General features: G+C 53.6%; 13 protein-coding genes. 10 read left to right on the top strand and 3 right to left on the bottom strand.

The features are described from left to right. Positions 1-8 precede the first annotated feature (8 nt). The 3 genes from ACHZBS_RS10680 to ACHZBS_RS10670 all read left to right on the top strand — a co-directional run bounded on the left by ACHZBS_RS10680 (position 9) and on the right by ACHZBS_RS10670 (position 3,353). Positions 9-710 carry a cytidylate kinase-like family protein gene (locus tag ACHZBS_RS10680; RefSeq protein ID WP_319406489.1) on the top strand — a complete coding sequence of 234 codons (702 nt, stop codon included), beginning with the start codon at positions 9-11 and terminating at the stop codon, positions 708-710. A 442-nt stretch (positions 711-1,152) separates the two neighbouring features. Continuing rightward, positions 1,153-2,457: an ArsB/NhaD family transporter gene (locus tag ACHZBS_RS10675; RefSeq protein ID WP_319406488.1), complete on the top strand. Its 1,305-nt coding sequence runs from the start codon at positions 1,153-1,155 to the stop codon at positions 2,455-2,457. Further along, a complete protein-coding gene (locus tag ACHZBS_RS10670; protein WP_319406487.1) occupies positions 2,454-3,353 on the top strand; it encodes a hypothetical protein in 900 nt (299 codons plus the stop codon). The genes ACHZBS_RS10675 and ACHZBS_RS10670 overlap by 4 nt, the downstream gene beginning before the upstream one ends. Positions 3,354-3,572: 219 nt before the next feature. On the opposite strand, the gene ACHZBS_RS10665 is transcribed toward ACHZBS_RS10670, so the two are convergent. Genes ACHZBS_RS10665 through ACHZBS_RS10655 form a run of 3 tightly spaced genes read right to left on the bottom strand, consistent with a single transcriptional unit; the run spans position 3,573 to position 7,725 of the window. Further along, positions 3,573-6,053 carry a serine/threonine-protein kinase gene (locus ACHZBS_RS10665; protein WP_319406486.1) on the bottom strand — a complete coding sequence of 827 codons (2,481 nt, stop codon included), beginning with the start codon at positions 6,051-6,053 and terminating at the stop codon, positions 3,573-3,575. 44 nt (positions 6,054-6,097) lie between these two features. Then, positions 6,098-6,844 carry an FHA domain-containing protein gene (locus ACHZBS_RS10660; protein WP_319406485.1) on the bottom strand — a complete coding sequence of 249 codons (747 nt, stop codon included), beginning with the start codon at positions 6,842-6,844 and terminating at the stop codon, positions 6,098-6,100. Between the two features lie 29 nt (positions 6,845-6,873). Then, entirely contained in the window at positions 6,874-7,725 is an 852-nt protein-coding gene (locus ACHZBS_RS10655; protein WP_319406484.1) for a protein phosphatase 2C domain-containing protein, read from the bottom strand. Positions 7,726-8,008: 283 nt separating this feature from the next. On the opposite strand from ACHZBS_RS10655, the gene ACHZBS_RS10650 reads away from it, so the two are divergent. From ACHZBS_RS10650 to ACHZBS_RS10620, 7 genes are all read left to right on the top strand, one after another. Continuing rightward, positions 8,009-9,247 (top strand): serine hydrolase, encoded by a 1,239-nt coding sequence (locus ACHZBS_RS10650; protein WP_319406483.1) that lies wholly within the window; start codon positions 8,009-8,011, stop codon positions 9,245-9,247. A 232-nt stretch (positions 9,248-9,479) separates the two neighbouring features. Further along, positions 9,480-10,241 carry a TerC family protein gene (locus ACHZBS_RS10645; RefSeq protein WP_319406482.1) on the top strand — a complete coding sequence of 254 codons (762 nt, stop codon included), beginning with the start codon at positions 9,480-9,482 and terminating at the stop codon, positions 10,239-10,241. Positions 10,242-10,655: 414 nt separating this feature from the next. Beyond that, complete coding sequence (locus tag ACHZBS_RS10640) at positions 10,656-11,702, top strand: sulfite exporter TauE/SafE family protein (protein WP_319406481.1); 1,047 nt, start codon at positions 10,656-10,658, stop codon at positions 11,700-11,702. 594 nt (positions 11,703-12,296) lie between these two features. Beyond that, positions 12,297-13,343: a sulfite exporter TauE/SafE family protein gene (locus ACHZBS_RS10635; RefSeq protein WP_319406480.1), complete on the top strand. Its 1,047-nt coding sequence runs from the start codon at positions 12,297-12,299 to the stop codon at positions 13,341-13,343. Positions 13,344-13,431: 88 nt separating this feature from the next. Continuing rightward, positions 13,432-13,953: a hypothetical protein gene (locus ACHZBS_RS10630; RefSeq protein ID WP_319406479.1), complete on the top strand. Its 522-nt coding sequence runs from the start codon at positions 13,432-13,434 to the stop codon at positions 13,951-13,953. 255 nt (positions 13,954-14,208) lie between these two features. Further along, complete coding sequence (locus tag ACHZBS_RS10625) at positions 14,209-16,344, top strand: ATP-binding protein (protein WP_319406478.1); 2,136 nt, start codon at positions 14,209-14,211, stop codon at positions 16,342-16,344. Next, positions 16,344-17,774 carry a sigma-54 dependent transcriptional regulator gene (locus ACHZBS_RS10620; protein ID WP_319406477.1) on the top strand — a complete coding sequence of 477 codons (1,431 nt, stop codon included), beginning with the start codon at positions 16,344-16,346 and terminating at the stop codon, positions 17,772-17,774. The genes ACHZBS_RS10625 and ACHZBS_RS10620 overlap by 1 nt, the downstream gene beginning before the upstream one ends. The last annotated feature ends 24 nt before the right edge of the window (positions 17,775-17,798 follow it).

Genomic DNA, 17,798 nt, shown 5'->3' with positions numbered 1-17,798 from the left:
CGTCAATCATGGAAAAAAATGCCTCCATCGAAACATTTATCAAGGATCAAATCGAAAAGTGGAAAAAACAAACCCAGACCCATATACCGGTGATCACCATCTCTTCGGAACCGGGAAGCGGAGGTCGGATCATTGCCCAGGGGTTGGCCAAACGGCTCGGCATCGATCTTTTTGACCGTGACATCGTCAAGGAAATTTCTGAAAGTGCCCATATCAGCGGCGCCGTGATCGAAACCATGGAAAAAGACCGGCTCTCCGGAATCAAGGATTTCATTTCATCCCTGGTGAACGATCGCTATCTGTGGCCGGGGGTCTACCTGGATCATTTGATGAAAGTGGTTGCCGCGATCGCCAGCCATGGCAATGCCGTCATCGTCGGCCGCGGCGCCAACTTTCTGATCCCACCGGAAGACCGGTTGAGTGTTCGGGTGATTGCGCCCTTAGAGGTCCGGGTGAAGAACGTGGCCAAGGAATTCGGCGTCACCCGAGAAGAAGCCAAGCGGCGGGTGATCAACCGGGAAAACCGCCGATCCACCTTTATCCGCCAGTCCTTTAATGCCGATGTTGCCGATCCACGCAATTACGATTTGGTGATCAATACACAGAAATTAAACCTCGACGCGGCGTTAGGTGCAGTGATCGGTATGGTGGTCGGCGGTAAAGATGTGGTGGTAAAAAAACCGGCGGCAACAAAACCCAAAAAGAGATAATTTTTGCGGTCGCCGGACCGCTTGTCCACAGAATCAGGAAAAACAGCAGTGCCGGAGATACCCGATCACCGGCACTGCTGTTTTTTTGTCCTGGTCCCCCCGATTTTCTTCCGTTTTGCCCTTCACCGGCTTCTTTCTGGAGAGCACCCCGATTGATTTTGATTCCTACTACAGATATGAACACAATTCATTAAAAGCAGCTTCCTAAATCACTTGATGCGGATGTAATATTTTGAATTCATATAAAATATCGTCTCCCTGTTTGACATTGGAGCGGTAGTGAATTAAGAGAGTTTTTTTTTGGCGTGGTGGATTCGGGAAGCAACGGCACACAACATTATCCAGAAGCGTTGTTCCCTGAAACGGCGTATCGGTCAGTTTGTGTGGGGCGATTCGCTTTTTGAGACGCTTATCATCCAGGTTCGTAAAAAAAGGATTCAAGATGGAAGGGGCACTGCTTCCGATTGTCGTTTTTCTGGCGGTCTATGTGGCGTTGACCTTTGAACTGGTCAACAAGGCGGTCGCCGCGCTGCTCGGGGTGATGATCCTGATCGTGCTGCACGTGGTCAGCGAGCACCAGGCGGTCGAATTTATCGACTTCGAGACGATCATGCTGCTTTTGGGCATGATGTCCATCGTGGCCATTCTGAGAAAATCCGGCTTTTTCTCTATCGTCTCGGTCCGGATTGCCGAGTTGACCCAAGGCAGTCCGCTGAAAATATTGATTCTTTTTTCGATCGTCACCGCCGTCCTGTCGGCTTTCCTGGACAACGTGACCACGGTGCTGATCATCATCCCCATCATTATCGAGCTGACCGCCGGCATGGGCCTGGACCCCCGGATGTACGTGATCAGCCAGGCGATCATCTCCAATATCGGCGGCACCGCCACCCTGATCGGCGACCCGCCCAACATCATCATCGGCTCCAAGGTCGGACTGACCTTCAACCAGTTCATGTTCAATCTCGCGCTGCCGATCATTGTCTGCATCGGTGCCGCCCTGGTTTATCTCTGGGCCACCAACCGGGACAAATTCAAGCCCATCGACACCAACCTGGCCAAGCTTTTTTCAGTGCAGCTGCTGCTGGAAAAGATCCGCTTCCATTTTCTGGACACGAAGATCGACCGGCTGTTTCTGACAAAGGGCCTGGTCTGCCTGGGCCTGGCCATCGCTCTGTTCGTCACCCAGACCGTCACCCGACTCTCCCCGGGTGTAGTGGCGGTTTTTGTGGCCATGGTCCTTTTTTTGATCACCCGCATCGACGTGGAACAGATGCTGGAGGAGATCGAGTGGAGCACGCTGCTGTTTTTCACCGGCCTGTTCATCCTGGTGGGGGTGCTCGAGGAAAAGGGGGTGATCGAATGGATCGCCCATAACATTTTCATGCGCGTGGGCGACAACCCGTATGTGATCGTACTGACGGTGCTGTGGGTGTCCGGCATCGTCTCGGGGTTTCTGGACAACATCCCGTTTACCATCACCATGATCCCCATCGTCAAACTGATGCTGGAGAACAATCCCATTCCCCACAACATCCTGTGGTGGGCGCTTTCGCTGGGCGCCTGCCTGGGCGGCAACCTGACCATGATCGGGGCCTCGGCCAATATCGTGTCCGTGGGCATGGCCAAAAAATTCGGCCAGGAGATCTCGTTTATCGATTTTGCCCGGAAAAGCGCCGTGATCACCCTGATCACCCTGGTGATCGCCTCGGGCTACCTGATGCTTTATTTGTGGATATCGTTATGAAAGATGAAGACAAAGCCATATTGTGCAGCCTGATCCGGGACCATGAGGATACGGTGGGCTCCTCCCGGGTGACCATGATGGCCCTCAAGGCCTTTATCGAATCGATCCGGCAGGTGCGCTGCCGTGTCGAGGAGGTCCGGGAGCTGTATTCGGAACTGTCCCGGGCCATCAAGAATACGGAGCCCAAGGTCATTCCCCTGATCCACCTGATCGAAGAGTTTGAACGGGAGATCGGAGAATCCCCCGATGCGTCCATCGACCAGATCAAGGCCCAGGCGATCCGGATTCTGGAGGAGAAGTACCAAAAGATCAAGACCAAGACGGGCAGGGTGATCGAACACGGCCTGGCCTGCATCAACGAAGGGGATGTGATCATCGTCCACACGATCAGCTACGATGTGACCAACATGCTCAAACTGGCCCATGAGGTTCTGCACAAAAACTTCAAGGTGATCGTTCTCAAGCAGGATCTGGCCAAGACCCGCCGTCTGATCAAATCGCTGTCCGCGGCCGGGATCGACATGGAGATCATTCCCGAATACAGCCTGAGCCACTATATCGAGAGGGGCAACAAGGTGTTCATGGGGGCGCTGTCGATCACCGACGACATGAAGGTGGTGTCGGCGGTGGGGTCGGCCAACATTGTCAGCCTGTGCCACCTGAACCGCCTGCCGGTGTACCTGTTCGCCAATACCCTCAAGTTTTCTCACCGGCCCTGGTCCCAGCAGAGGATCCATCGCAAAGTGGAGTCCAAGACCCACGGGGACGTCTCTTTCCAGCTGATCACCCATTCCCACGATGCCGTGGACCTCAAGCATGTGGATTTCCTGGTGACCGAAGAGGGAATCAAGGACAAGGCGGCCACGATGGAGTTTATTAAAGCTGCCCGCATATAGGTGGGTACGCTGTTTTTCTCAGGGTGCGGTGGGTGAATCCAATTAACGGGAAAATATAGAATATTCCCCGTGAGGTATATTGTCCCCTGTTCTTTTCGTATTCAGCCGCTTTTCCTGCCGGCTCACCGATTTCCCGCTATTTCGGTCCTGCTCCGCAAGTAACTTTTCCGAGACGGAAGACCGTCAATCCGAGCTGTTTTAAGGACGGTCCTTCGGGGATCAATTGCCGTTTAAAATGGTGGTGACCATGGAGCGGTCTTCTTTTACAGCGGTCTGCTGATCGGATGCCCCATCGGCTGCGGGCAGGGCCTTCCAGCGGGATTTGTACATCGCTTTGAAGGCAATCTGAAACATGGCTTCGAGGAGCGAATAGGCCGAAACTTCGTGGGATGGATTGGCAAAAGCGGCGATGGCCCGGCTTTTTTCCGATTCGCCCTGTTTTAATCGACTCAGGTTATTCAAGAAAGCAACCATCTGGGGCGCTACCTGGCGATGTTGATCCGGAAGCTGCGTGTGGTTTTCCCACCGGGCTGCCTGCTTGGCGATGGTCTCGCAGGATGCCTCCAAAAGAAAAGTCTTGTTTTTTTCACTTTTTAAAAGAGGAGACAAAGAGACATGCTTGCGAATCGCTATATGAAGTAACGTTTTTTCGCGCTCCAGCTCGACCTTGATTGATGGTGCCATGGCTTCGGGAACCGACAGGGTCAACTGGTTCAATATGTCTGAAAATACCGACAAGTGGGTTTTGATGTCAGTGGCGGCGGCCGACCAGAATTTCTGGCTCATGGCCTTGACGGTGGCTTCGTCAGGGTCTGTTCGGTTTCGGCTGGATTTGAGGATTTTCAGTATCCCCGGGAAAGAACGGGCGGCGCGGGGAAACAGGTTTCTCCCGGTTACCGCCTTGAAAATGATGGCAATGCTGGCAAACCAATCCTGAAGATGAAGCGCTTCCGCCAGGTTTCCGAAATTGGAGGAAATTGTCCTGTTTTTCAATAGATGGAGCGGCGTGGCATAAAGGGGCGTTCCTCCGAGAAGGGGTTGCGCAATGGTACCGTCCCGGGTGGGCATCAGAGAGACCGCCGTTTCCACATCGATTACGCCTATTGAAAATGCGTTCTTGTTTTTCAGAAAGACCGGATAGTTGCCCGGATCTGCATCCAAAAACAAGTTGTCCGGCTTCAGATCCCTCAACGCCAAGCGCTTTTCCTTGAGAAGGCAGATCAGCTGCAGCATATTGGATGCGATGTTTTCGATCTGCTGGCGGTTTTTTGAAAAGGCTTTTATTTCCTGCTGTGTTTTTAAGAGCCGGATCAGGTCGTCTACGTTTTTCTGATTGGATTTGAAGACAGTTGAAAAACCATTTTTGACCCTATCCAGCAGGGCCGGATCGATGCCTTTTTCTTCCGGGTTGCCTTTTTCTCCGGAGATGCTGGATAGAAACCAGTTTTTGATCTGAAAGGTGTGAATCTTTTCCCCTTGGCCCGACTCCCTGATTATACGTTTGGCTTCCGCTTCACCAAGTTGGTAAAGGGTTTGAAGCCCTTCAAATACGGGGAGGGCGTCCAGCCCGTATCGAGCGGTGAACGCCTCTTGGTCCCAGGCCACATCAGGCGCCTCACGGATTTCATCAATGGTTTTGTCTTTGGACTCGTGCAATTCGTCGATGACGCGCCCTAAAAAGAAACTGTTGGTCAGTTCCATAAAGAAGGCAAATCGGTCTTTTATTTTCAGGTATTCCTGATATTCGGGATGTTCTTCAACCAGCCGGATATACTGTTTTTCCAATTGCTCCTGGGTAAGGCTCGATTCATAGGGCAGTTTTTTTACTTTTTTGAGTACTACGGAGACCATGGGGACGATGCAGGCGACCGGAGACAGGTGCGTGGCGATCTGCACCTCTCTCCGGATGTCTCCTACATATTTTTCCATGTCCGTGACGGGCACCGGCGGTATCTTTACCACCATATGGGTGTCGTAGATGACGTAAAAGCATTTGCTTTTGCTGCCGGTCTCTTCTCCCAATGGCCCGACGGACATTCGGCGGGTCAGCCAGTCGCCGCTGCCCTTGACGCCCAATTCGAACACCTTCATTTTTTGTGAGGTTGAGGCGTCGGTCATGGTAAAGCGGGCAGGAACATTCCTATCCAACCCATTTTGGACCTTGTAAAGTTCGAGGAAAAACAGAGCAATATCCCTAAGATCGGAAGTCTCCCGGCCTTCTTCCTCAAGGACCCTGGAGTGATCCGATCTTTGATGTAGACTGTCACCCGCCGGTGTTTTTGAAACCGTGGTTTTCACCGAATTGGATAACATCAGGATCAGTTTGGCGATTCCAGATGCAGCGGCAAACATAAACAGGAAGATCAGCAGGCGGGTGTCAAAGGCCCGGATCAGTTTCTGATTGAATCCCAGACGCTCCATTATCTGTCGTTTCTGGCCGTCGATGATAAAAAGCAGGGAGGCCTGCTTTTGAACCTTGATCGACCCGACAGAGGTAACATCAGCACGCATAAACATGCCGGCTTTTCCGTTGGCTTCGTAAAAGACGAACTGATCGGACTGGTCGACCTTGTCTGCAAGGACCGGTTCTCCTCCTTTAATATAAATGACACGACTGTTTGAGCTGATATCAACTTTCAAAAAGAAGATAACGGCGGTACAAAGCGCTGAGAACGCGACAATCAGGATCCATTTTTTCATAGCGCCCACATCCGTTTAATTCTGTCTTCCCGGGGGAGTTTTCATTATGACGATGCCGGGCCTTCCGAAGCGTATTGGAGAACCACCACACCAATTTTAATGATGTCCATGTCTTTCAGGCGGACGGGTCCGCGGACAATCTGACCATTGACTTTCGGTTTGATCCAGCCACTGACGCAGCTGATGTAGTGGTGTTGGGGAGTCTTGCTGATAGCCGCAGCCGGATCTCCGGCCAGGAAGGAAAAAAAACCGCCAATGACAATGTCGCAGCGGTGGGTTCTTCCGATGGTAATCATACTTTTCTCCAGGTCTAACCTGCCGTTCCCACCAGCCAAAAAGGCCACATAGGCCCGTGTTTTGGGGATCTCGGGAATGTCTCCGCTCTCGGCCAGCATCCGGCGGTACACTTCCGTGTCCATGAACATGGTATGATCCGGACCCGGATCCCCAGGCAAACCGGAGGTTTTCAATCCGCCTTGTTCAGGTCTCGGCCGTGATCTTCCACGGTCCAAAAAAACCAGTGTGTGCTTGCCGATCGTGATGATATCCCCGTTTTTGAGAATTGCCTGCTCGACGGTATATCCATTCAAAAAGGTGCCGTTTTTGCTGTTGGTGTCCTTTAGAATGAACCGGTTGCCTTCTTTGAGGATGACGGCATGATTGCCGGAAACCGCATAATTGTCTATGACCAGATGATGGTTGGGGTTTCTACCTATTGAAAGGGTGTCGATTCGATCGAGGGCGAACTCTTTGATCGTTCTGTCCTTGTACTTGACGAGCATTCTGATCATTTGGCCGCCTTTTTTACGAGAGACTCAGCTCAGGAGCGCTTTTTACCACCGAAAAGGGATACAATCCATGCCGGAATGCCCACAATCCGTCCAAACAGACGATTGGCCGGCCTCTCGTTTGCCGATGTAACCCGTACCACGATGACGGTAATGTTATCCTCGCCACCTCTCTGATTTGCCAGATCTGTCAGCTTTCTGCACGCCGATGTCGAATCATTCTGGTAGACCAGATCCCGGATTTCTTCTCTGGAAATCTTGCCACTGAGGCCGTCGCTGCACAGGACGATGATATCGTCCGCAAAGCATGGGGTTTCTACAAGATCCATACCCACATCCGACCGGATGCCCACGGCCCGGGTAAGAATATGCGCCAGCTTGCTGCTGGGAAACCGGCCCTCCATCGACTTGGGTATCTTTTTTCGCTCGTGGAGCAGGGTGTGGGGCGTGTAAAGGGTTTCGATTTCCCCGTTTCTCAGCAGGTAAATGGGACTGTCTCCAACATTGGCGGTGATGATAGAATTGCCGGAAAGGTAGAGTGCGGAAACAGTCGTACCCATTCCCCGGCAGGCTGTATCCATGAGTGACTGCTTGTAGATTTTTTGATTGGCTAAAAAAATACTTTCGCGGAGATGTCTGGCGGCTGCACTCTGGCCATTTAGAACGTTGGGCCCGTCAGGATCTGTAAATTCCTGCGTCGGGTTTGCCAGGTATGCGTCGATGGTTTCAACGGCAATTCGACTGGCCACCCCGCCGGCCCGATGTCCCCCCATCCCGTCCGCCACGACGTACAAACCAATTGGTTCGTTGAGGATGAAGCTATCTTCATTGGCCTTGCGGACTTTTCCGATATCACTGAAACCAGCGGCTTGAACCCTAATCATGTTTTGCCCCTTTTTCCCTTAAAAACAATAAATTGGGATGATTGTCAAGGAAAACACTGTGTTTAGGAGAAATCGAAGCGCCTGACCCAACGGGATTTCAATGACATGAACCGCTGCTTTTAACTACAGTCAAGATAGGTTTCATCTGGGGTCCTCCAGGCTCACAACCCATTAACAGCGGCAAACAGGTGACCGACATTGAACAGCTTGTGTTTTATGCAGATAATGGTTAAAGGGGGCAACGGTATTGATTCCATTATTGCCGCGACCCAAAGGAAAGATCGTGTCCGTTCTCAAAAAGTCCATTTGGCGAAAGATCGGTTTTGGAATCGGAATATTCCTGCTCATCGGTTTGGGGACAGCCCAGTTTTTCAAAAAAGACCTGATTCGCCTTCAGTTTGTCCTCATGCTTTTCGATGCCCATGGCATTGTCGAGAACTTTCGGAGCATGACCCGGGTTTTTGATTATCGCACGGTTCGCCGAAGCGGACCGATCTACCGCATCCCTTACGAAAGCAAACGCCTCCCCGAATTCTATTCCTACCAGGGAAGTCAGCATGACCTGGCTCAATGGATCGAAAAAACGGGCACCAGCGGCATCATCATCATCCACGACGGCAAAATTGCCTTCGAACGTTACTACCGGGGGAACAGTGCAACCACCCATTGGATTTCATGGTCCGTCTGCAAATCGTTTGTTTCAGCGTTGGTGGGATTTGCCCTGGAAGAGGGGTTGATCCGCAGCCTGTCCGATCCGGTTACCGATTATGTACCCCTGCTAAACGCCTCCGGTTATAGCGGGGTCGCCTTGAAGGATGTGCTGCAGATGTCCTCGGGGATTGGATTCAATGAGAATTATGCGGATTTCAATTCGGACATCAACCGCATGGGCCGGACTTTTGCCTTGGGCACGGCCATGGATGACTTCGTGGCGTCGCTAAAAAACGACCGTCCGCCGGGAACGTATAACCACTATGTCAGCATGGACACCCAGGTATTGGCTATGGTCCTGCGTGAGGCCACCGGCCGTAGTCTCTCCGCATACATGGAGGAGAAGCTGTGGTCACGACTGGGAGCCGAATCGGATGCTTATTGGATTGTCGACCGCACTGGAATGGAATTGGCCTTCGGCGGTCTCAATGCGCGGCTCCGGGACTATGCCCGTTTCGGGCTTTTATTTCTTAACAAGGGTAGAACTTTCAGGAATCAGCAGATCCTGCCGGCGCAGTGGATCAGGGATTCCGTGACGCCCAGCCGCCCCCATCTCATGCCAGGTGCCAACAACCCGGCCTCGTCAAGCCCCCTTGGATACGGCTACCAGTGGTGGCTGCCGGAAACTTCTGACGGGGATTATTGCGCCATCGGCATATATGGCCAGTTTATCTACGTCCACCCCCGATACCGGGTCGTGATCGCCAAAACCTCCGCCTATGCGGACTACAACCAAACCGGGGACGAAATGGAATATGAATCCCTGGCCGTATTTCGCTCTCTTGCCGCCAACATGGACCGACATCCTTAGTTGGTCGCATCCATATTCCTCATCCAGTTGTCTCCTGCCAGTTTCAGCAACGTCTCCATCGGGTTTACAGTGTTCGCCCATTGATTCTGTACGAATGATCGCAAATGTTTTTAACAAATTGATTTTAAATATAAATAAAAATTTTCAAAATAGCTAAGAAAAAGGCACGGCAGTTGCTTTTTACCCCTGCAAACGACCAACCCATACGAAAATTATACACAGGGGGTATCAAATGGATCTAAGCTTTTTAGGAGAAATGCACCTCAATGCGCAGTTCTTTTCAGCTTTGATCAGCATCGTGATCATCGATCTGGTGTTAGCCGGCGACAATGCGGTGGTCATCGCCATGGCGGTTAAAAAACTCACCGGCCGCCAGCGTACCTGGGGCATTACTGCGGGTGCCGCCGGAGCGGTCCTCGTCCGGGTTGTCTGCACCTTTTTCGTGGCCAAACTGCTGACCATTTCGTTTATCAAGCTCCTGGGTGGCGCCGTGATCCTCTGGATCGCCGTTAAACTATTGGTGGAGGGCGCCGAAGATGAAAGCGTCAGGGAAGCGGGAAACCTATGGCAGGCTGTGTGGATCATCATCGTGGCGGACATGAGTATGGGGATCGACAACATGCTGGCCGTCGGCGGTGCCTCCCACGGCAACTTTTTCCTGCTGATGTTCGGTCTGATGCTGAGCATTCCATTTGTCGTATTCATGAGTTCCCTGCTGGCCAAACTCATGGACCGTTACCCGATCATCCTTTACATCGGCTCCGGTATTTTAGGCAAAGTGGGCGGCGAGATGATGATCACCGACGCGGTCGTCCACAACTGGCTGCACCCGCCCAAGGTTGTGGAATATGCGGTGATGGTCACTTTCACCATCGGCGTGATCGCCCTGGGCAGATGGATCCTCTATCGACGTAAGCAAGCTGACCTTCAGCCGGTGGAGGCGATGGAAATGGCTACCCCCCAGGTGGTTTCAGTGACCAGCGATTCACGATGATGAAATGGTAACCCGATCTTCCTGGATGCAGACTTTCGCACGATTCCGGCATCCTCCTCGCCCAACCCGTCCGACCGGTTGCCCCCCCGGAAGGACGGGTTCTTTTTTGTTTCTCATTTTGCGATCCCCCCTGTCTTCAAAGGAAAGACATCCCCGAAGAAAAGTGTCAACTGGCAGTATTCATTGAAAAAGAACAGCTGACAACGATGTCTGTCGGATAGCTTTTATATATATAAAAACAGGCAGTTGAAAATAAATCTATTTTAAATCTCATTGGCATGGTGATTGTAAAAGGCTTTTCTTAACCTTGAAATTAACGGATCGAAAAATGGAAAAAAAGAATCGACCCTGGCATCTGCAAACATCGTCAACCATTCGACGATTCACCATATATCACCATAAAAGGAGGTGCAGATGGAAAATGTAAAAAGGGAAAAGGTGTCAGGGTGGGAGGTCGCGAGAGATCTCGAAGGCAAGAAGAAAACCATATGGGAGCGAATGATTCCTGAGTGGAACCACATCAAGGCGGCCGGCGGCGGAATTGCCGTATTCTTCGTGCTGTTTTTCGTGGGAATCTGGCTGGCCGGTAACCCCTTCGAAGCCACGGTGCGCATGCCGTCCAAATATGTGGTGGAGCACGGGCTCCTGGGCAACGAGTGGTCGATTGTCTGGAGCGTGGTGCTGATCGCGGCCTTTTTCGAATTCATGGATGCCTCGGCCGGCATGGGTTTCGGCACCGCCCTGACCCCGCTGCTGCTCGTGGTGGGCTTCGACCCCAAACAGATCGTGCCCGTGGTCATGATCCAGCAGGGTGCCGCCGGCCTGGTGGGGGCATTCCTGCACCGGGAGTTCGAAAACGTGGAATGGAAGTTTTCACCCATGAGTGAAACAGTCAAGCTCTGGCTGATCATCGCCGGTACCGGCGTGCTGTTTAACGTCACGGCCATCGTCGGAGTATACAAGATCTTTCATATCGGTAAAATATGGATCAAACTATACGTGGCATTGCTACTGCTCATGATGGGGGTGACCTCACTGATCCAGGCGAAGAAGGAGCGTCCCTATAAACCCAAAAAAATGGTGCTGTGGGCGGCCCTGGCCGGGTTCAACAAGGGCGTGGGCGGTGGCGGCTACGGGCCGGTGGTGACCATCGGCGGTCTGCTGGCCGGCGTGCCGGTCAAAAGTATGCTGGCGGTGACCGCCATCAGCGAGGGCACGGTCAGCACCATTGCGGTGCTTGCCTGGCTCGCCATGCTGGGCAGCGGCGTGCAGATCGATTATATCCTGTTGCCCAGCTTCATGCTGGCTACCATGTTCTCGGCCGTGGCGGCGCCCTACATGACCCGTGTGTTCCCTGAAAAGGCCTGGAAGATCGTGGTGCCAGCCTACTGCCTGTGCCTGACCGTTTACGCCTTTTACAAGATTATGCCGGATATCATTAAGAAACTGGCTGGCGGGTAGAGCCGCCTTCCTTCAACCCGGACCCGTTGTATAGGGTTCGGGTTGAACCTCGAAAACAAGTGCAGTCACCGACTTATTAAATTCCCGTGGGGTTAGTGCAAGGGAATCTGAAATTAATCCTCTGCCTTTATCGGTTCCCGTCCGACCGGTTGCCCCCGGGAAGGACGGGTTCCCTTTTTTATAATTAGAACACCGGTCCCTTGGGCTATGATTCTATTATCCTCGTCCTCCTTTCGATACCGCTTTAACCACCCGGATAACATTCAAATCAACACTCACCGTCAGCCTTTTCCGACATGTCTCCACCGGATAGACATCTTTGAAGAAAATTGTCCACTGGCAGTTTCCATTGGCGGGCATTATTCGGAAAGTGTGGACAGAAAAATCTAATTAAATAATATTTACAAATAGTTAAAATGTTTTTGGTTCCCGCTATCCTTGGCATGGCGATTGAAATATTTGGGTCAACGGCTTTGTTCAATCCGTAAATTGCCTATTCACAATTTTGAAAAGGAGAAGAATGGTACCCGGCATTTGCAAGTTCAATGGACAAGTCAACGATTCACCAGTCATTACCAAAAAAGGATGGGCAGCATGGAAAATATTAAAAAAGAAAAATTGACCGGTTGGGAGGTCGCCAAGGACCTCGAAGCGACCAAGAAGACCATCTGGGAGCGCATGGTTCCGGAAGCGGGCCATCTCAAGGCGATGTTCTCAGGCGTTTTCGTCTTTTTCCTTCTATTTCTGGTGGGCATCTGGCTGGCCGGCAACCCCTTCGAAGCCACGGTGCGCATGCCCTCCAAATATGTGGTCGACCACGGGCTCCTGGGCAATGAGTGGTCCATCATCTGGAGCGTGGTGCTGATCGCGGCCTTTTTCGAATTCATGGATGCCTCGGCCGGCATGGGTTTCGGCACCGCCCTGACCCCGCTGCTGCTCGTGGTGGGCTTCGACCCCAAACAGATCGTGCCCGTGGTCATGATCCAGCAGGGTGCCGCCGGCCTGGTGGGGGCATTCCTGCACCGGGAGTTCGAGAACGTGGAGTGGAAGTTTTCGCCCATGAGTGAAACGGTCAAGCTTTGGCTGATTATCGCCGGCACCGGCGTGCTCTTCAATGTGGTGGCCGTGGTCGGTGTTTACAAGATCTTCGCCATCGGGAAGATATGGATCAAGGTCTATGTGGCCATGCTGCTGCTGATGATGGGTGTGACTTCACTGATCACAGCTAAGAAGGAGCGTCCCTACAAACCCGGGAAAATGGTGCTGTGGGCGGCTCTGGCCGGGTTCAACAAGGGCGTGGGCGGCGGCGGCTACGGGCCGGTGGTGACCATCGGCGGCCTGATGGCCGGTGTGCCGGTGAAAAGCATGATGGCGGTGACGGCCATCAGCGAGGGAACGGTGAGCACCCTGTCCGTGGTAACCTGGCTGGCCCTGCTGGGCAGCGGTGTGACCATCGACTACATCCTGCTGCCCAGCTTCATGTTGGCCACCATGTTCTCGGCCGTGGCGGCACCCTACATGACCCGCGTGTTTCCGGAAAAGATCTGGAAGATCGTGGTGCCGACCTACTGCCTGTGCCTGACGGCGTATGCCTTCTACAAGATCATTCCGGATATCATGAAAAAACTGGCCGGAGGGTGATGCCGTCCTCAATGCCTCCGGGCCCTTCGAAGGGCCCGGGGGTAATCTGATTTGAACCATAAACAAGACAAACAAGCGAGGCCAAGGGATGAACGAGCAGCATATCGATCCGGGAATGTATACTGGAAACGCTCAACCCCGTAACCGACTGTACAACTTCGGCCTGACCATGGTCGTCATGGGTGCCAGCTTTATCCTCTACTACTTGGGACTATTCGGGACCGTGGACGGGCCGCTGACGCCCGCCAATATGGGAGCCGCCCTGTCGGGACTGGGTGTGACCCAGCGCCACGTGATCATGGTACTGCTCGCGATACTGATCGGTGCCCTTTCCTGGAACTGGATTTTCAACCTCACCAGCGCCTTTATCGGCGCCCGCATGACCTGCAAGGCCATGGGAAAAGACGGTGACGGGGTATGTGGCGCGGCGGTCAAGCGCACCCGTCACGTCTCCAAAAGGTCGGGCGGCCAGACAGTGGTGGAATATGTCTGCACCCATGGGCACCGTCGAACCGAAGCCCATTTCCATCCGGTCAAAAAAGGCCCGATAAGCAACACCGCCTGTCTGGCTTGCCTGGCGTTCGTGCTCATCGCTGTTTTCTGCGTCTGATGCGTGGCCAGCTAAAAAGCCCGCTTCGATGGAACCAATAAAAAAGATGCCGCATTCGATTGCCTGCCGGCATTGATAAGATGCATTTCCATCTTCCTATTGGCTTTACATCGGGTAAAAAAAACTGACAGACAAGGGGTGCCCGCCGGTTGCCGCTATACTCCGAACTCGCTTTAACTGGCTGCCGGACAGAGTCTGTTCCGCCATTTATTTAGTGTTTGCCGTGGCATATAATTTGCTTATGACGAACACGTTATGGAAAACGTTTCCCGAAAACCGCGCCAGAATCGATTCGGACGGATTATTTTAATCGTTGCCGCCCTAATATTGATGGCGGGAGCCGCCATTCACCTCCGTTTCACCCGGCAGATGGAAATACTGGTGGTCGACCAGTTCAATCAGGAGCAGTTGACTGTTGCCCGTATCATTCAAAAACTGGTAGAAAACTCTCTCAACACGCTGGAGAAGGAATTGCTGCAGATCGCCGGCAAGCTATCCGCGCCGGTGCCGGACCCCTCTGCCTGGCAGGTTCAGTTGCAGCCTGATCTGGACCGGATTGCCACTGCCGGGGTTATCGATATCCTTATTTGGGAGCGTGCGTCGGATGCCGCGTGGGTGTTCTCCCGCGGGGAACCGTTTCGGGCGTCCCCGGATCTCGCACCGGCGATGGCCTCGGAAGCCCTTCCGGGTCCGGGAGAAGTTTTGGTGACGCATCCCATTTCAGCCGGTTCCGGCGTGTACATTTTCATGATTACGCCGATGGGGTCCGGAGCCGGGCAATTCCTTCTTTTCCGGATCCACCTCTCCTGGTTTCTTGCACCCCTGCTCAAGGACGTTCGCTCCGGGGCCAGCGGCTACGCCTGGATTATCGACGGCCAGGGGCGTTTCCTCTACCACCCGTTTACTGACTTTATCGGCCGCAGCGCCTTCGAGGTCCGCAAGGAAACCTATCCGGGCCTGAATTTGGTACAGATCGATCGGATACAAAGAGAGGAGATGCTTCAGGGAAAAGAAGGCACCGGAGCATACCAATCGGCCTGGCATCGGGGCTTTACCGGGAACATGGATAAACTCATCGCCTTTTGTCCCATTTACATTTCCCAGTCGCCCCGGCAGTTCTGGAGTGTCGCCGTGGTGGCACCGACCCATGAGATCGCCAGCGCTGTTGGGCAGATCCATCGCTGGCATCTGATTCTCCAAGGATTGGCGATCCTGGTGGTGGCGGCTGCGGCCACGGCCTTATACCTGCTCGAAATCCGCTTTTCCCGGGGGTTGGAAAAGGTGGTGGACGCTCGCACGCGGGCGTTGAAGCGGTCGGAAGAGAAATACCGCCTGCTTATCGAAAGCGCCGAGGATTTAATCTTCACCCTGGATGAATCGGCCTGCCTGAAGTCCGTTAACAGTTACACGGCCAATTTTTTCGGAAGCGATGCCGAGCACCTCATGGACCGTTCCCTATCCGATCTGCTATCCAAGGACGTGGCCCGGCGCAACATCAGGGCCGTCCAGCAAGTATACGAATCCCAGCGAAGCGTTCGCGAGGAGATCGAAATCCGATCCGTGGATCCGTCGGTGTGGCTCAGCGCCAATTACATGCCCCTGAAAAATGAGACGGGGGGGATCAGCGCGGTGCTTTGCATCGCCCGGGACATTACGGAGAACAAGAACCTTCAGCGCCACCTGGTGACCTCCGAGAAGCTGGCCGCATTGGGTACATTGGCCGCCGGTGTGGCCCACGAGATCAACAATCCCTTGGGTGTGATACTGGGTTTTTGCGATCTGCTGCTCCGCAGGCAGCCAGCGGGAAGCCAGGCATACGAAGACCTGAAGATAATCGAGCGCCAGGGCCTTCACTGCAAGGACATTGTGGAGAACCTGCTCAGTTTTGCCAGGGACCGCAAGGTGTCCGAGGAATATACGGACCTGACCCAATGTCTGGAGGAGATTATCAAGGTAGCCCGGCACAGCATCGAGCGGCAAGCGGTTACGGTGAAGACCGACATCGCGCGGCGGCTGCCAATGGTGTGTGGAGACAGCCGCCAGCTGCAGCAGGTGTTTCTCAACCTGATGACCAACGCCGTGGGGGCCATGCCCCAGGGCGGCGTGCTGGCTATCGGGGCCTATTTGGACAAAGGAACCCGACGTGCCGTGGTAAAGGTGTCGGACACCGGTTGCGGGATTCCCGAGACGGACCTGGATCGGATTTACGAACCCTTTTTCACGACCAAGCCCGAAGGGGAAGGCACGGGCCTGGGGCTTTTCGTCAGTTACGGCATTATCAACAGTTTCGGCGGTTCCATGCACTGTGAAAGTCGTGTTGCAGAACAGGCCGGCGACAGAAGCGGCACCACATTTATTGTGAACCTGCCGCAGCGCCAGCAGGAGGATTAATGAAAGGTTCCATATTGGTAGTAGACGATGAACAGGACATGCTGCTGCTGCTCGAACGCATTATCACCGAGGATACCGAACACAGGGTCGAAACCACCGTTGACCCGCTGGAAGCCTTGGAAAGGCTGAAAACGGGTTTGTACGATATGGTGATATCGGATTTGAAAATGCCGAAAATGGACGGAATTCGGCTATTGGAAAGCATAAAGGCTCTGGATTCAACCCTTTCAGTGGTGGTCATGACCGCCTTCGGCACCATTGAGACGGCTGTGGAGGCCACCCGCAAGGGCGCCAGCGACTTCATCACCAAACCCTTCCGTCGGGAACGGATACTGGTGACCATCGAAAACGTCATGAGTTTTCAGTCCGTCACACGGGAAAACAGAGCCTTACGGGAGGCGCTCGGCAAGCAGAACGGGTTTGCCTCGCTGTTGGGTGCGACACCGGTAATGCGTGACATTTTCAGCCGAATCCGCCAGGTAGCCCCCACCCATGGTACCGTCCTGATCACCGGACCCAGCGGCACGGGAAAAGAGTTGGCGGCCAAGGCGCTGCATGCTTACAGCCACCAGAAGGACAACCGCTTCATTACCATCAACTGCACCGCCATTCCGGAAAATGTGCTGGAAAGCGAGCTTTTTGGTCACGTAAAAGGGGCCTTTACCGGGGCCTGGAAGGATAAGCGCGGGCTGGTGGAAGATGCCCATGGGGGCACCTTGTTCCTCGACGAGATCGGGGACCTGAGCCCCATTCTTCAGACCAAGCTGCTCCGCTTGCTTCAGGAAGGCGAGTATCGTCCCGTGGGCGGGAATGTCACCCGAAAGGCGGACATCCGGTTTATTGCGGCCACCAACCGTGTTCTTAAACAGGAGATCGCCCGAGGGCGGTTTCGGGAAGACCTGTACTATCGTCTCAATGTGATCAATTTCGAATTGCCTTCACTGGCCGAACGGCGCGGGGACATTCCCCTGCTCAGTTACCATTTTCTTAAGAAGTATGCCGGTATCAACGGAAAACAGATCGGGGAGATATGCCCGCTGGCCATGCAGCGCCTCATGACCCTGGACTATCCGGGGAATGTCCGGGAGTTGGAAAACATCATCGAACGGGGGGTGATTTTCTGCCGGACCGAATCGTTGAAGACCCAAGACCTCTTTTTGGATCGGGACCGGTCCGAGGAAGCCCTTGCCTTCCCGCCATCCCTGAGTCAACTATCCTTCAAGGATGCCAGGGATCAAATGATCTCCGTCTTTCACCGGCAATACATCGATCGGCTGCTGCGGGACAACGACGGGAATGTAAGTCGGGCTGCACAAAAGGCGGGTATCCAGCGTCAGTATCTTCACCGCCTCATGAAAGAGTCGGGCATTGTGACGGACGCCTACAAGGACCTGTCCGATCATGAGATGGTCAAGGCGGATATGGATTAAACAACAGAAACGGGGTGCCGGTCG

Source organism: uncultured Desulfosarcina sp., from assembly GCF_963664155.2.
Lineage (GTDB): Bacteria > Desulfobacterota > Desulfobacteria > Desulfobacterales > Desulfosarcinaceae > Desulfosarcina.
Note: the sequence above shows the minus strand (reverse complement) of the source record. Positions and strands in the feature narration are given on the sequence as shown.

What these genes read in the sequence shown, in the direction of transcription:
- ACHZBS_RS10660 (WP_319406485.1), bottom strand. Translation starts at nt 6,844, where the DNA reads ATGATCAGAATGCTCGTCAAGTACAAGGACAGAACGATCAAAGAGTTC.
- ACHZBS_RS10640 (WP_319406481.1), top strand. Translation starts at nt 10,656, where the DNA reads ATGGAAAATGTAAAAAGGGAAAAGGTGTCAGGGTGGGAGGTCGCGAGA.
- ACHZBS_RS10675 (WP_319406488.1), top strand. Translation starts at nt 1,153, where the DNA reads ATGGAAGGGGCACTGCTTCCGATTGTCGTTTTTCTGGCGGTCTATGTG.
- ACHZBS_RS10625 (WP_319406478.1), top strand. Translation starts at nt 14,209, where the DNA reads ATGGAAAACGTTTCCCGAAAACCGCGCCAGAATCGATTCGGACGGATT.
- ACHZBS_RS10665 (WP_319406486.1), bottom strand. Translation starts at nt 6,053, where the DNA reads ATGAAAAAATGGATCCTGATTGTCGCGTTCTCAGCGCTTTGTACCGCC.
- ACHZBS_RS10680 (WP_319406489.1), top strand. Translation starts at nt 9, where the DNA reads ATGGAAAAAAATGCCTCCATCGAAACATTTATCAAGGATCAAATCGAA.
- ACHZBS_RS10620 (WP_319406477.1), top strand. Translation starts at nt 16,344, where the DNA reads ATGAAAGGTTCCATATTGGTAGTAGACGATGAACAGGACATGCTGCTG.
- ACHZBS_RS10635 (WP_319406480.1), top strand. Translation starts at nt 12,297, where the DNA reads ATGGAAAATATTAAAAAAGAAAAATTGACCGGTTGGGAGGTCGCCAAG.
- ACHZBS_RS10670 (WP_319406487.1), top strand. Translation starts at nt 2,454, where the DNA reads ATGAAAGATGAAGACAAAGCCATATTGTGCAGCCTGATCCGGGACCAT.
- ACHZBS_RS10655 (WP_319406484.1), bottom strand. Translation starts at nt 7,725, where the DNA reads ATGATTAGGGTTCAAGCCGCTGGTTTCAGTGATATCGGAAAAGTCCGC.
- ACHZBS_RS10630 (WP_319406479.1), top strand. Translation starts at nt 13,432, where the DNA reads ATGAACGAGCAGCATATCGATCCGGGAATGTATACTGGAAACGCTCAA.
- ACHZBS_RS10645 (WP_319406482.1), top strand. Translation starts at nt 9,480, where the DNA reads ATGGATCTAAGCTTTTTAGGAGAAATGCACCTCAATGCGCAGTTCTTT.